The sequence below is a fragment of the Aurantiacibacter gangjinensis genome (genome assembly GCF_001886695.1).
Classification (GTDB): Bacteria; Pseudomonadota; Alphaproteobacteria; order Sphingomonadales; family Sphingomonadaceae; genus Alteraurantiacibacter; species Alteraurantiacibacter gangjinensis.
The window spans coordinates 2,083,585-2,097,660 of record NZ_CP018097.1 but is presented as its reverse complement, the minus strand read 5'-3'; the positions used below and the strand labels follow the sequence as shown (position 1 = coordinate 2,097,660).

11 protein-coding genes are annotated in these 14,076 nt (G+C 64.4%); 9 read left to right on the top strand and 2 right to left on the bottom strand.

Translation table 11 applies throughout. From position 1 onward, the window contains the following. Positions 1-14 precede the first annotated feature (14 nt). From BMF35_RS10260 to BMF35_RS10220, 9 genes are read left to right on the top strand one after another with little or no spacing between them, the layout of a single operon-like run. The gene (locus tag BMF35_RS10260; RefSeq protein WP_047005858.1) at positions 15-1,541 is read left to right on the top strand and encodes an XrtA system polysaccharide chain length determinant; all 1,527 of its coding nucleotides are present in this window, start codon (positions 15-17) and stop codon (positions 1,539-1,541) included. A gap of 10 nt (positions 1,542-1,551) precedes the next feature. Then, positions 1,552-2,532: an AAA family ATPase gene (locus tag BMF35_RS10255; protein ID WP_047005857.1), complete on the top strand. Its 981-nt coding sequence runs from the start codon at positions 1,552-1,554 to the stop codon at positions 2,530-2,532. Positions 2,533-2,534: 2 nt separating this feature from the next. Continuing rightward, positions 2,535-4,190: a hypothetical protein gene (locus BMF35_RS10250; RefSeq protein WP_047005856.1), complete on the top strand. Its 1,656-nt coding sequence runs from the start codon at positions 2,535-2,537 to the stop codon at positions 4,188-4,190. Between the two features lie 27 nt (positions 4,191-4,217). Continuing rightward, positions 4,218-5,372 (top strand): XrtA/PEP-CTERM system-associated ATPase, encoded by a 1,155-nt coding sequence (locus tag BMF35_RS10245; RefSeq protein WP_047005855.1) that lies wholly within the window; start codon positions 4,218-4,220, stop codon positions 5,370-5,372. 38 nt (positions 5,373-5,410) lie between these two features. After that, entirely contained in the window at positions 5,411-6,298 is an 888-nt protein-coding gene (locus BMF35_RS10240; RefSeq protein ID WP_047006512.1) for an XrtA system polysaccharide deacetylase, read from the top strand. Next, positions 6,295-7,353: a FemAB family XrtA/PEP-CTERM system-associated protein gene (locus BMF35_RS10235; RefSeq protein ID WP_047005854.1), complete on the top strand. Its 1,059-nt coding sequence runs from the start codon at positions 6,295-6,297 to the stop codon at positions 7,351-7,353. The genes BMF35_RS10240 and BMF35_RS10235 overlap by 4 nt, the downstream gene beginning before the upstream one ends. Continuing rightward, a complete protein-coding gene (locus tag BMF35_RS10230; protein WP_047005853.1) occupies positions 7,350-8,576 on the top strand; it encodes a TIGR03087 family PEP-CTERM/XrtA system glycosyltransferase in 1,227 nt (408 codons plus the stop codon). The genes BMF35_RS10235 and BMF35_RS10230 overlap by 4 nt, the downstream gene beginning before the upstream one ends. Continuing rightward, positions 8,566-10,122 carry an exosortase A gene (xrtA, locus tag BMF35_RS10225; RefSeq protein WP_047005852.1) on the top strand — a complete coding sequence of 519 codons (1,557 nt, stop codon included), beginning with the start codon at positions 8,566-8,568 and terminating at the stop codon, positions 10,120-10,122. Before BMF35_RS10230 ends, xrtA begins: the two co-directional genes overlap by 11 nt. 11 nt (positions 10,123-10,133) lie before the next feature. Continuing rightward, positions 10,134-12,029: an XrtA/PEP-CTERM system amidotransferase gene (locus BMF35_RS10220; RefSeq protein WP_047005851.1), complete on the top strand. Its 1,896-nt coding sequence runs from the start codon at positions 10,134-10,136 to the stop codon at positions 12,027-12,029. Here the strand turns inward: BMF35_RS10220 and zapE are convergent. Both zapE and BMF35_RS10210 read right to left on the bottom strand, forming a co-directional pair. Continuing rightward, on the bottom strand, positions 12,026-13,141 hold the full coding sequence (zapE, locus tag BMF35_RS10215) for a cell division protein ZapE (protein ID WP_047005850.1): 1,116 nt from the start codon (positions 13,139-13,141) through the stop codon (positions 12,026-12,028). The genes BMF35_RS10220 and zapE overlap by 4 nt on opposite strands. Then, positions 13,138-13,920: a succinate dehydrogenase iron-sulfur subunit gene (locus BMF35_RS10210; RefSeq protein ID WP_047005849.1), complete on the bottom strand. Its 783-nt coding sequence runs from the start codon at positions 13,918-13,920 to the stop codon at positions 13,138-13,140. The genes zapE and BMF35_RS10210 overlap by 4 nt, the downstream gene beginning before the upstream one ends. Positions 13,921-14,076: the final 156 nt, after the last annotated feature.

The window sequence follows — 14,076 nt, the reverse complement described above, 5'->3', positions numbered from 1 at the left end:
GCAGGGGCGGCGCATTGAACCAGCTTCTCGAAGAAATCCGGGCGGGAGTCTGGGCGGTCTGGAACCGTCGCTGGCTGGCGCTGGGCGTCGCCTGGGCGACCTGCCTGCTGGGCTGGCTTGTGGTGGCACTCATTCCGAACAGCTACCAGAGCGAGACCCGCATTTTCGTGCAGCTCGACGATGTGCTTTCCGAGCAGCTGGGTATCGGCGCAGGCAGCCGCGCCCGTGATATCGACCGTATCCGGCAGACGCTGGTCAGCTTCGACAACCTCCAGAGCATCGTACGCTCGACGCGTATCGGCGACACCGTCAGCACGCCCACCGACATGGAAGCTGCCGTCGAGCGGCTGAGCGAAGACATCGCCGTCGTCAGCGAGGGCGAGAATATCTTCGAGATTACCGCTACCAGTGCGCGAGGCGACCTTTCGGATGGCGAGAACGCGGAGCTGGCGCAAACCATCGCGCAGCGGATGATTGATATTTTCCGGGAGGAAAACCTCGGCGGTGCTCGCGAGGAAATGCAGGGCTCCATCGAGTTCCTCAACCAGCAGCTGGCGGACCGGGAGGGTGAACTGGCCACTGCCGAAGAACGTCGTCTCGCCTTCGAGGCCGAGTATCCCGAACTGATTGGCGGGGCGCAGGCGATCGCATCGCAGCTTGCCGCAACGCGGTCCGAATTGCGTAGCGTGGAAGCGGACTTGGCCGCGGCGCAGAATGCGCTCGCTGGCCTCGATGGCCAGATCCAGAGCACGCCGCGCACCATCATTGTGCCGGGCGCCGGCGGAAACCCGCGCGCTTCGCTGGCGCAGGCCGAGGCGAATCTTTCGGCCATGCGTGCGCGTGGTCTCACGTCAGAGCATCCCGATGTCGTGGCGGCACAGCGCACCGTGGCAGCGTTGCGGGAGCAAGTGCAGGCAGGCGGCGGTGCGGAAATGGGCGGCCAGCCCAATCCAGCCTACACCTCGCTCCAGTCCATGCGGCTCGAGCGGCAATCGAACGTGCAATCGCTGCAATCGCGCGCGGCGGCCCTGCGCTCCGAGATTGCCTCGATCACGGCAAGCCAGGCGCAGGAGCCCGGCGTTGCTGCCGAGGCCCAGCGTATCAGCCGCGACTACGAAGTTCTGCGCGAGCAATATGACGAATTGCTGCAAGACCGCGAGCAGCTTCGCCTGCGCGGGCAGCTGGAGAACGAGAACAGCGCCATCCAGTTCGAGGTGATCGATCCGCCGGCTACGCCGCGCTTGCCCGCCGCGCCCAACCGTCCGATCCTGCTGTTTGGTGTACTGCTTCTGGGCCTTGGCACCGGCGCAGGCGTTGCTTTTGCGCTGAGCAAGCTGGGATCCACCTATGCGACAGCCAGCCAGCTGGAGCGCAATTTCGGCCTGCCGGTGATCGGCACAATTTCGCACACCTTTACCGAGGCAGGCCGCGAGCTGCGCGCCAAGCGCCTCAAATATTTCGCAGCCGGGGTCGGGGGCCTTGGCGTGATGTTCGTCATCCTGATGGGCGTGGAAATTTTCCAGCGCACCTCGGTGGCATGAGGGGATCGGCATGACAGAGCATCGCAAACTTCCCGATCCGCCCAAGACGCTGCTGGAGCGTGCGGAGAGCATGTTCGGGCTTGGCGGATATACGCCTGCGCCGGTGCCGAGCGAGCTTTCCCCGCCAACCAATCGCCGCTGCAAGAAGCGTGTGAAGGACATGCCGCCTCCGCCTGCCGCCGGTGCCGACAATGCGGTCCCGGCTGCTGTGCGCGAGGAACAGGCCGAACCGGTCTACGAAGATGTCGCCTTTTCTGACGACATTCACGAAATCGACCGCGACATGCTGACCGCCCACGGCCTGATCCAGCCCGAAGGACAGGTCACCGCGCTGCTGGAAGAATTCCGCATCGTGAAGCGCCGCGTGCTGGCCTCGGTGCGCAAGGCGCGCGAAAAAGGCTCCGGCGCGATGGCGCAGCGTGTGCTCGTCAGCTCGCCGCTGCCCAATGAAGGCAAGAGCTATTGCGCGGCCAACCTCGCGCTCGCCCTCGCAGCGGAACGCGACAGCGAAGTGCTGCTGGTCGACGCCGATTTCGCCAAGCCGAGCTTGCTGCGCATGCTCGGTCTGCCCAAGGGGCCGGGCTTCATGGATGTGCTCGCCCGCGACGACCTTAATGTCGAGGATTGCGTTCTGAAAACCGATGTTGCGGGCCTTTACGTGCTTCCCGCCGGTGACCACACGACAGCCGACAGCGAGTTCCTCGCCAGCCATCGCACGGCAGAGGTGCTGGACCGTCTGACGCGCGCTGCGCCCAATCGCATCGTCATTTTCGACAGCCCGCCTGCGCTTGCTGCATCGCCTGCGGCAGAGCTCGCCAACCACGTGGGTCAGGCCATCGTCGTCGCCCGTGCCGACCGCACCGGACAGACCGCGCTGGAAGATGCGCTGACGCTGCTTTCGGCCTGCCCCGATCTCAAACTGCTGCTCAACGCAGCGCATTTCAGCCCCAGCGGCCGCCGCTTCGGCGCCTATTACGGGGAGGAGGCCTGACCATGCGCCGACTTAGCTTGACAGCCACCTTTGCCATGGCGGCCATGCTGTTGCCTTCGCACGCGCTCGCGCAAGCAGGCGGCCCTGAGCGGGATGACGAGACCGAGCGTTCGGAAGGCCGCAGCGGCACGCTGATCGCGCCCTATCTCGAAGCCGCGCAGGTCGTCACCGCGCAGTTCGAGCCGCTCGACGATGTGGTGACCTACACCCAGCTGGCCGCAGGCGTCGATGCCTTCGCCAGTGGCCGTTACAGCCAGGGCTCGGTATCCGTACGATACGAGCGGCGCATCGGTTATGGCGACTCCGTCGATGCCGATACGATTTCAGGCATTGCGCGCGGATCGCTGGCGCTGGCGCGCAACAGCGTGACGCTGGAAGCGGGTGCTCTTGCAGCCCGCACCCGCGTCGAAGGAAACGGTTTTGCCTCCATCGGCGCATTCGGCGCGGATGACGATGCGACCAGCCAGATCTATTCAATCTATGCCGGCCCATCCGTGCAAACGCGCGAAGGCCCGGTGCAGATCAGCGGCTCCTACCAGCTTGGCTATACCCGCGTGGAATCGCCCGATGCGCTGGTGCTCGCTCCGGGTGAGGAACCCGTCGATATCTTCGACGAGAGCACAACCCACCGCTTGGGCGCACGGGTAGGCTTAGCGCCGAACACCGTGGCCCCGGTCGGCCTTGGCGTCGGCGTCGGATGGAACCGTCAGGACATTTCCAATCTCGACCAGCGGGTGGATGATCGCTTCGTGCGCGCCGATGTAACCGTGCCGGTATCGCCCACGCTCGCGCTGGTCGGCGGCGTCGGTTACGAGGATGTCGAGGTGTCCAACCGCGATGTGCTGCGCGACGTGAACGGCGAGCCTGTTCGCGGCGATGACGGGCGTTTCGTCACTGATGACAGCGCCCCGCGCACCCTGTCTTATGACACCGACGGCCTCATCTGGGATGCAGGCGTGATGTGGCGGCCCAGCCGTCGCACATCGCTGACAGCCGTCGTAGGTCGCCGCTACGGGTCGACGACCTATTACGGCACCTTCAGCTACGCGCCGTCGCCCAATTCCAGCCTCGGCGTAAACGTCTACGACAACATCAACGCTTTCGGCGGCCAGCTGACGGGTGCCATCGCCGATCTCGGCACCGATTTCGTGGGCGTGCGCAATCCCATTTCCGGCGATCTGGGCGGCTGCGTGATCGGCACCGATGGCGACAACAATTGCGCGCTCGCGCGTCTAAGTTCGCTGCGTTCCGCCGTTTTCCGCAATCGCGGGGTGGCAGCCAGCTACGCGCTTTCGCGCGGTCGCACCTCGTTTGGCTTTGGCGCAGGATATGACCGGCGCAGCTTCCTTGGCGGGGCTGACACGATCCTCGCAGACGTCGACGGCACGATCGACGAGACCTTCTACCTCGCGGGCAATGTCGCGCGCGAACTCGACCGCCAGAGCTCGCTTTTCCTCGGTGCATCGGCCAGCTGGTACGACACCGAGGGCGATCTTGGCGACGGCATGGGTTATTCCGCCTCGCTCGCATACAACCGCAATATCTGGCGCGGCCTCACCGGCACCGCGGCCGTCGGGCTCGACGGCATCAGCCGCGACCTTCTTCCCGATTACACTGCCGCATCCGCCCTGTTGGGCCTGCGCTACACTTTCGACTGATCCGGTCAGACAGGAGACCTGAGAACCATGTTCGACAATTTCTACGGCCTGACGGGTAAACCCTTCCAGCTCACCCCCGATCCGGAATTCTATTTCCGCTCGATCACTCACCGCAAGGCGCTGTCATACCTTGGTTATGGCCTCGCGCAGGGAGAGGGCTTCATCGTCATCACGGGCGAGGTGGGCGCGGGCAAATCCACGCTGGTAGCGCACATGATGCAGAGCCTGAGCGTCGATCAGGTGACCGTCGCCCAGATCGTGACCAGCAAGCTGGACGAGGAAGAGATTATCCACGTCGTCGCCGGCGCTTTCGGCATCGATATCGAGGGCCATGACAAGGCCACCGCGCTGACCGAGATCGAAAGCTTCCTGCATGACGAAGCGCGCGAAGGCCGCCGCTGCCTGCTGGTGGTGGACGAATCGCAAAATCTCTCTGTCGAGGCGCTGGAAGAGCTGCGGATGCTGTCGAACTTCCAGCTCGGCAATCACCCGCTGCTGCAGACGCTACTGCTGGGCCAGCCGGAATTCCGCGCCACCCTGCAAGGCCATGAAGGCCTGGAACAGCTGCGCCAGCGCGTGATTGCTGCGCACCATCTGGAGCCAATGCAGAAGGGCGAGATCGAGCCTTACATCACGCACCGCCTGAAAAAAGTGGGCTGGGATGGCAATCCGGCATTCGACCAGCGCGTATTCGCCGAACTGTTCGAAGCCAGCGGCGGCATTCCGCGCCGTGTCAACCAAATAGCCAATCGCTTGCTGTTGCTGGGAGCGGTCGAAGAACGCACGCGGATCGATGCCGCAATGCTGCAAAACGTGCTCGCCGAAATGGATGCGGAGCGCGCCTTCCCCGAAGCGGCGCCCAAGCCCATGCCGAAGACGGAGCGGGAATATGAGCCGGTGAAGGCCATACCCACCACGCCGCGCGTCGATGTGGACATGCTGAAGGATGCGCTGGCCGAGCGTGACGCGCAGATCGCAGAATTGCAGCAGGCCATCGTCGAGATTGCCGAGCAGCGCGATGCCGCCATTGCCGATGCCGTCAATCCTGAAATCGAGACCCTACGCGCCCAGCTGGCGCGGGTCGAAGCCAAGAGCTTCGAGCAGGAACGCTCCATTCGCCAGACGCTGACCATGCTGATCGACTGGATCGAAAGCGAGATGGATTCCAGCAAGGCTGCCTGAGGAGGCTTCTCGCGGTGAATGCGATCAACCACCAGCCGATGGAGCAGCGCACCGCGCCGATCATCAACGGTCTTTCCGTCGATGTGGAAGACTGGTTCCATGTCGGCGCGTTCGAGGATGTGATCGAGCGTGACCAGTGGGGCATGCTGGACGACCGCGTCCATCACAATGTCCACACCATCCTCGATATGTTCGACGAAGCGCGCTGCAAGGCGACCTTCTTCACACTGGGCTGGGTGGCAAAGCGGCATGGCGGCCTGCTCCGCGAGATCGCCAATCGCGGCCACGAAATTGCCAGCCATGGCTGGGACCATGAGCGCGTCTTCCGAATGGATGCCGCTGCGTTTGCCGAGGACATTGCCCGCACCCGCAAGACCTTGGAAGATGCGACCGGCGCACAAGTGATCGGCTATCGCGCACCCAGCTTTTCCATCGACGCCCGCACACCATGGGCCTTCGACGTGCTGGCAGAGCAGGGCTATGCCTATTCCTCCAGCGTCGCGCCGATTGCGCATGACCATTACGGTTGGGAGGAGGCGCCGCGCTTCGCTTTCAAGCCGCTGCTGCAAAGCGATCTGATCGAATTGCCCGTCACCACCGCGATGTTCCGCGGCAAGCGCTTGGCAGCAGGTGGCGGCGGGTTCTTCCGCGTGCTGCCCTATGCCTTCAGCCGCTGGGCGATCCGGCAGGTCAACCGCACCGACGAGCGCCCTGCCGTCTTCTATTTCCACCCGTGGGAAGTCGATCCCGGCCAGCCGCGCGTGGCGGGGGCGCCGCTCAAATCGCGCCTGCGCCATTACACCAATCTCAGCCGCATGGGCGGCAAGCTCGCGCAGTTGCTGGGCGAGTTTCGCTGGGGCCGCATGGATGTGATCGCCCAGCGAGAGGCGATGCGATTGCGGGCGGAAAAGGCGCTCCAGCCGTGAACGCACCTTTCGCCCTGTTGAGCAAGCAGGTGCGGATGGTCGATTTGCGCGAACCGGACGAGGCGGCGCGGATCGAGGCATTCGTGACCCAGCGCAAGGGCAGCGTGTTCCATCGTCCGGCCTGGCTACGCGCGGTAGAGACCGGCACCGGGCAGAAAGCGCGCGGGCTGCTGGCGGAGAAAGCGGGCGCGATTATCGGATGGCTTCCGCTTACCGAAGTCCATTCCCCGATTTTCGGACGAATGCTGGCATCTACCGGCTTTGCCGTGGAAGGCGGCGTGCTTGCCGGCGATATAGCGGTCGCACGTGAGCTTACCGATGCGGCGAAGGAACTCGCCATTCGGCTTTCCTGCCCCACAGTCGAACTGCGCGGCGGAGAGGCTGGCGAGGACTGGCATGTGCGCCAAGACAGCCATTGCGGTTTCGTGGCTCCACTGCAGGCCGACGATGAAGCGCAATTACAGGCAATCCCGCGCAAGCAGCGCGCCGAAATCCGCAAGGGGCTGCGCGCCGATGTGGTGGTCACGACCGGCACAACGGAGCGCGACAGGTTCGCACATTACGATGTTTACGCCGCAAGCGTTCGCAATCTGGGCACGCCAGTCTTCCCGCGCAGCCTTTTCGACGCGGTGCTCGACGCGCTCGACAGCGATATCCTGACCGTGTGGGATGGCGAAGACCCAGTGGCGAGCGTGCTGTCACTATACCACGATGGCGCCGTCATGCCCTATTGGGGCGGCGGGACATGGGCAGCGCGAAACCTTCGCGCGAATGACCGCATGTATTTCGAGCTGATGCGACATGCCCGAGGGCGCGGCTGCGATCGCTTCGATTTCGGGCGCAGCAAAACCGGCAGCGGCGCGTATCATTTCAAGAAGAACTGGGGTTTCGACCCGCAGCCGCTCTCCTATGCCAGCTGGACTGCGCCCGGGCACGAGGCACGCGATGCCGATCCGACCAGCGCCGCGCACCAATCGCGCGTCGCGCTATGGAAGAAGCTGCCTCTGCCAGTCGCCAACCGGCTCGGCCCGATCATCGCGCGGGGGCTGGGATGAAAGGGGACATCCTCTTCCTGTGCCATCGCACGCCTTTTCCGCCCGATCGCGGTGACAAAATCCGCTCGTTCAACATCCTGGAGGCTCTCTCGGAACTAGCGCCGGTCCATGTCGGGTGCCTTGCCGAGACCGATGACGATGTCGCGCAGCTGCCAAAGCTTGAACAGTTCGCCGCGTCCATCTGCATGCCGAAGCGCAGCAAGCCGCTGCCGCTGTCCGGAGCAGAAGCGATGTTGCGCGGCGTGCCGGTGAGCGTGGCCGCGTTCCATTCGACGCGGCTTTCCGACTGGGTGCGGGAAGTGCTCGCCGCGCACGATATCGCTGCGATCTACGTGTTCTCGGGCCAGATGGCGCAATATGTGCCAACGGACTGGCCGGGCCGTCTGATCGTGGACCTCGTCGATGTCGATAGTGCGAAGTTCGAAGCCTATGGCTCGGAGCGCAGAGGGCCACGCAGCTGGATCGACCGACGCGAGGGGCGTCTCTTGCGCGCGGTGGAAAGCGACTTAGTGCGCAGAGCCGACGTGACTCTTTTGGTCAGCGAAGCCGAGGCAGACCTCTTGCGAGGGCGGACCGACGCTTTCGGCGACATTCGCGCGCTTCGCAACGGCATCGATTGCGAAGCGTTCGACCCGGCTGCGTTGACGCCAATTGCACTGGATGCAGACGACCGCCCCCATCTCGTCTTTACCGGACAGATGGATTACGCACCCAACATTCAAGCGGTCGAGCGCATGACGCGCCGGATCATGCCGCTTGTGCGAAAGAGCCTTCCCGGCGTGCAGTTCCACATCGTAGGACGCGCGCCGACGAGCGCTGTCCAAGCACTCCATGGCGTCAACGGTACGCAGGTCGTAGGCGAAGTTGCCGACGTAAAGCCGTGGCTCGCAGCGGCGGATATGGTCGTCGCTCCGCTCACCATCGCGCGCGGTGTCCAGAACAAGGTGCTGGAGGCCATCGCGATGGAGCGCCCGACTATCGTCTCGCCGGAAGCTGCCACGGGGATCGACGCGCAGCATAATAAACACATCTGCATCGCCGGCGACGACGCCGCCTTTGCCGCGGCTATCGTCGATCTCGCCAATAACCCGGCAAAGGCGAAAGCCCTCGGTTCGTTGGCACGCAGCCATGTCTTCCAGACGATGAGCTGGCCGGCAATGCTGGCCGACCTGCCGCAAATCATATCGGGCGCGGGAACGCCCGCCGAGCGTGATGCAGCCTGACGTCGCGACCTTGCGCCGTGCCTCAGTCACGGAGCGGATCGCGCCGCAATGGCGCTTGCCCTTGGCGCAGCTGGCGCTGGTTTGGGCGGGCATGTTTGCGCTGTTTGCTGCGGACTGGGCGGCTATGGCGGAGCAGTGGTGGGACAGTTCCACCTATAACCACATCCTGCTGGTCCCGGCGATGCTCGCCTGGCTTGTCTGGCAGCGCGCGCCGCAGCTGGCGAAACTGACGCCGCAGGCGTGGAGGCCTGGTCTGGTACCACTCACGGGCAGCCTCTTCCTCTGGTTGCTTGGCGACATCTCCGGCACAGCGACGGCAAGCCAGCTGGGCGTGATCGCAGCCATGCAGAGCGCGGTCGTGACGCTGCTGGGCCCCCGCATCGCATGGGCGCTGCTGTTCCCATTGGCGTACGGCTTCTTCCTCGTTCCGCTGGGCGACGAATTGGTGCCCGCGCTGCAAATGATCACCGCGCATATCACCATCGCGCTGACCGAATGGAGCGGCATCCCGGCGCTGATCGACGGCGTGTTCATCGATACGCCTGCCGGGCTGTTCGAGGTCGCGGAGGCCTGTTCCGGCGTGAAGTTCCTTATTGCGATGGTCGCGCTTGGCACACTGGTAGCGCATGTCTGCTTCCGATCATGGGTGCGGAGGATCGCTTTCATGGCGGTGGCCATCGCGCTGCCGATCCTCGCCAATGGCGTGCGCGCTTGGGGCACGATCTATATCGCGCAATCGCAGGGGATCGCCTTTGCGGCAGGTTTCGATCACATCTTCTATGGCTGGATATTCTTCGCACTGGTGATGGCGGCATTGCTGGCACTGGGCTGGCGCTTTTTCGACCGCGGGGTGGAGGACGACTTCATCGACGCCGATGAGATCGCTGCTCTCCGCTGGCCCACCGCGATGGAGCGGGCGAATGGCAATTCGTGGCCGATCGTCGCCGCCATCGCTGGCATAGCGCTGCTATTCGTCCTGTGGTCCGACCGCGCCCGCAGCGTCGAGGCGGAATTGCCGCCATCTATCGACCTGCCACAAGTCGAAGGATGGCAAAGGTCCGGCCCGGTCCAGACTTACCCGTGGCGTCCGGCCATCGCAGGTGCCGATCAAACAGTGATCGGCAGCTATACGGATGTCGAGGGCAGGGTGATCGATGTGTTATACGCGCTCTACGGCGCGCAGGAGGATGGACGCGAGGCCGGTGCATTCGGTGAAGGCGCCCTGCCGCCCGATACCGAATGGCGCTGGCTATCCGACGCCTCCGCGCCCGAGGGCAGCATTGGCGAACGATTGCAGGCACTCGGCACGCAGCAGCGCGTGGCGCAAACGATGTTCCGGCATGGCGACTGGACAGGCCGCAGCCGCGCACAGTTGAAGCTGCGCAACATGGCCGATCGCCTCCTCGGCACGCCGCAACCCACCGCCATGCTGATCCTTTCCGCCGAGGATACGCCTACGCAGGAAGCCGAGGCGGTGCTCGCCGATTTCCGCCAATCCACCGCGCCTCTTCCGGAATGGATGGACGCCATCGCCGGGCTGGATTAACGCCAGCGCGCATGTGCGGGATTGCGGGACTTTTCCATTGCGGCACCATCAAGCCGGTCGATCCTTTGCGGGTCGAACGGATGACCGGCGTGCTCGCCCATCGCGGGCCGGACGGCGCAGGGGTCTGGACAGGGCCGGGTGTGGGGCTGGGCCACCGCCGACTTTCGGTGATCGATGTCGAAGGCTCACCGCAGCCCATGGCATCCTTCAGCGGGCGCAGCATCGTCATCTTCAATGGCGAGATTTACAATTATCGTGAACTACGCCGCGAGCTGACCGAATACGGCGCGACCTTCCAGACCGAAGGCGACACCGAAGTCATCCTCGAAGCGTGGGAGCGGTGGGGGCCTGATTGCGTCCGCCGGCTGAACGGCATGTTTGCCTTCGCCATTTACGACCAGGGCCGCCGCGAGCTTTTCCTCGCGCGGGACAGACTGGGCGTAAAGCCGCTGTTCTATTGCGAACTGTCCGATGGATCGGTGGCGTTCGCATCCGAGTTGAAGGGCTTGCTCGCCCATCCGCTGATGCGGCGGGAAGTCGATCCCAAGGCCATCGAGGATTACCTGGCGTGGGGCTATGTGCCCGACCATCGCTCGATATTGCGCGGGGTGAAGAAGCTACCGGCGGGGCATACGCTCACCCTGCGCCATGACGGCGGCGTGCCCGAGCCGCAGCAATATTGGGATGTGTCGTTTGCGGAACGCAGTGCTGCCAAGCCGCGCGATCTGGAAGCGGAACTGCTGCACCATTTGCAAGAGGCAGTGACCAGCCGGATGGTCGCCGACGTGCCGTTGGGCGCGTTCCTTTCGGGCGGCGTCGACAGTTCCACAGTTGTCGCTTTCATGGCCGAGGCCAGCCGCCGACCGGTCAGCACCTTCTCCATCGGTTTCGATGTGGCCGAAGCGGACGAGACGAGTCACGCCGAGAAGGTCGCGGCGCTATTCGGCACCGATCACAGCGCGCACACCGTCAGCGCTGACCAGTTCGACGCCATCGACACGGTCGCGGGCATGTTCGACGAGCCCTTTGCCGATGCCTCCGCACTGCCGACATGGCGCGTGTGCCAGTTGGCGCGCGAGAATGTGACCATCGCGCTCTCCGGTGATGGGGCGGACGAAGCCATGGCGGGCTACCGGCGACAGGTCTTCCACCACCGCGAGGAGCAAGCGCGGCGGCTCATTCCGAATGCGGTGCGAGAGAAGGTACTGGGGCCGCTCGGGCGGGTCTATCCCAAGGCCGACTGGGCGCCGCGCCCGCTCCGCGCCAAGACCACATTGCAATCGCTCGCCGGATCGGGAGCGCATGGCTATGCCCGCGCGCTCGCCGTTGTACCGTCCGAATGGCGCGGCGCGCTCTATAGCAATGCCTTTGCGGCGCAGCTTGGCGAGTACCGCGCCGAGGATCCTTTTGTGGAGCTGATGGCGAAGGCACCTGCGCGCTCCGGCCTGGACCGGGCGCAATATGCCGACCTCAAGTTCTGGCTTCCGGGCGATATCCTCACCAAGGTGGATCGCACCAGCATGGCCGTCAGCCTCGAAGCGCGCGAGCCGCTGCTGGATCATCGCCTCGTCGAATTCGCCGCCTGCCTGCCGGAAGGCCTGCGGGTGAAGGGGATGCAGGGCAAGTGGCTGCTGAAGACGGCCATGGGGCGCTATCTACCGAACGACATCCTCTACAGGCCCAAGCAAGGTTTCGTCACGCCGGTATCGGAATGGCTGCGCGGGCCGCTGGCGGGCAAGGCGCGCGGTATTGCGAAAAGCGCTATGCTGGCGCGGACCGGATGGTTTGACAACGCCCGTCTGGCCGAGCTGGCGGAAGCGCATATTGCGGGCCGGTCCGACCATGGCAGGCTGCTCTGGCAGCTTGTGATGCTCGACCGCTCGCTGGCGCGGCTCGGCATTACCTAGCCATCGGCGCCATGGCCCAGCGCCATGTATTCGCTGCTCTGCATTTCCTTCAGGCGGCTGACGGTGCGCTGGAATTCGAACGATCCGTCGCCTGCGGGATACAGCTCTTCCGGCTCTGCATCGGCGGTGGCGAACAGCTTTACGCGGTTCTCGTACAGGGCATCGATCAGCGTGATGAAGCGCGCCGCCTCGTTACGCATATCCTTGCCCATTTTCGGAACGCCGACGAGGATGACGGTGTGATAGGCGTGCGCGATGGCGAGATAGTCCGGCGCGCCGCGAGGCTGGCCGCAGAGCCGCTTGAAGCTGAACACGGCGACGCCTTTCAGCGCCTTGGGCACATGCAGCGTACGCCCGCCGCCCACATCCAGTTCGGCGCTCGGCACATGCTCGCGGTCTTCGGGCGGGTAGTCCGTCAGGCGGAAGAAGGCTTCGGTCACTTCCTGCGTCGCTGCATCGCCTAGGGGGGTGTGCCAGGTGTCCAGCCCGCCAATGCGCTCCATGCGGTAATCGGTCGGGCCATCCAGCGGCACGACATCCATCTCGGCTTCGATCAACTCGATGAAGGGCATGAACAGGTCGCGGCTCAGCCCGTCCTTGTAGAGATCGCGGGGAGGGCGGTTGCTGGTGGTGACGACGGCAATGCCGTGTTCGCAGATCAGCTGGGTGAACAGCCGGCTCATGATCATGGCATCGGCGGAGTTGTTTACCACCATCTCGTCGAAGGCGAGCACCTTCAGGTTGCCTGCAATCGCTTCCGCCACCACCGGGATGGGATCGCCGCTCTCGCTCTTCCTCGCATCGCGCAGCCGGGCGTGGACATCCTGCATGAAAGCGTGGAAGTGCGCTCGGCGCTTTTCCTCTATGCCGAGCGAGGCGTGGAAGAGGTCCATCAGCATGGACTTTCCCCGGCCCACGCCGCCCCACATGTAAACGCCCTGCGGCCGCGCCTTCTTGCGACCGAAGAGCTGGCCAAGCAGGCCGCCGCCTTCCTCGGCCTCCAGCTCGCGCTGCAAGCCGTCGAGCCGTTCTGCCGCGCGGCGCTGGTCGGGATCTGGACGTAGCTCTCCGGCGGCGATCAGCCGCTCGTAGCGGGCGAGAAGCCCCGTCAGATGGCTTTCTCCACCTGCATCTTCTTGATCTCGGCAATGGCCTTGGCGGGCGAGAGGCCCTTGGGGCAGACATTGGCGCAGTTCATGATCGTATGGCAGCGATAGAGGCGGAAGGGATCTTCCAGATCGTCCAGCCGCTCACCCGTCATCTCGTCGCGGCTGTCGGCCAGCCAGCGATAGGCCTGCAGCAGGATGGCAGGGCCGAGGAACTTGTCGCTATTCCACCAATAGCTGGGGCAGGCGGTGGAGCAGCAGGCGCACAGGATGCATTCGTAGAGACCATCCAGCTTCTCGCGCTGCTCCGGCGATTGCAGCCGCTCCTTGCCCGATGGCGTGGTGGAGACGGTCTGCAGCCAGGGGCGGATGCTGGCATATTGCGCGTAGAAGTGCGTGAAGTCCGGCACCAGGTCCTTGATGACCTCCATATGCGGCAGCGGCGTGATGCGAATGTCGCCCGACAGGTCTTCGATGGCGGTGGTGCAGGCGAGGCCGTTCTTGCCGTTGAGGTTCATGGAGCACGACCCGCAAATCCCCTCCCGGCACGAGCGGCGGAAGGTCAGCGTCGGGTCGATCTCGTTCTTGATCTTGAACAGGGCATCCAGCACCATCGGGCCGCAAGCGTCGAGGTCGATCTCGAACGTGTCGTAGCGCGGATTGGCGCCGCTATCGGGATCGTAGCGATAGATACGGAACGTCTTGGTCCGCGCCGCGCCTTCAGCCTTGTGGACCTGCCCGTCCTTGCGGATGCGGCTGTTCTTGGGAAGCGTGAAGGTGGCCATGATGCGGAGTTCCTGTAAGCGTTTGCAGCCTATCTAGCGCCCCTGTGCGCAAGGGCAAGGCAGACCTTGGGCGAAGGTGCGCAAATCGGCGCTAACCTGGAGCACCTGGAGCACTGTCCTGACGAGGAAAAGCTGCGAGCGCGCTTGGCGGTGCTG

Coding starts and splice junctions, on each gene's coding strand:
- BMF35_RS10255 (WP_047005857.1), top strand. CDS start 1,552: ATGACAGAGCATCGCAAACTTCCCGATCCGCCCAAGACGCTGCTGGAG.
- BMF35_RS10250 (WP_047005856.1), top strand. CDS start 2,535: ATGCGCCGACTTAGCTTGACAGCCACCTTTGCCATGGCGGCCATGCTG.
- BMF35_RS10245 (WP_047005855.1), top strand. CDS start 4,218: ATGTTCGACAATTTCTACGGCCTGACGGGTAAACCCTTCCAGCTCACC.
- BMF35_RS10240 (WP_047006512.1), top strand. CDS start 5,411: ATGGAGCAGCGCACCGCGCCGATCATCAACGGTCTTTCCGTCGATGTG.
- BMF35_RS10230 (WP_047005853.1), top strand. CDS start 7,350: ATGAAAGGGGACATCCTCTTCCTGTGCCATCGCACGCCTTTTCCGCCC.
- xrtA (WP_047005852.1), top strand. CDS start 8,566: ATGCAGCCTGACGTCGCGACCTTGCGCCGTGCCTCAGTCACGGAGCGG.
- BMF35_RS10220 (WP_047005851.1), top strand. CDS start 10,134: ATGTGCGGGATTGCGGGACTTTTCCATTGCGGCACCATCAAGCCGGTC.
- BMF35_RS10210 (WP_047005849.1), bottom strand. CDS start 13,920: ATGGCCACCTTCACGCTTCCCAAGAACAGCCGCATCCGCAAGGACGGG.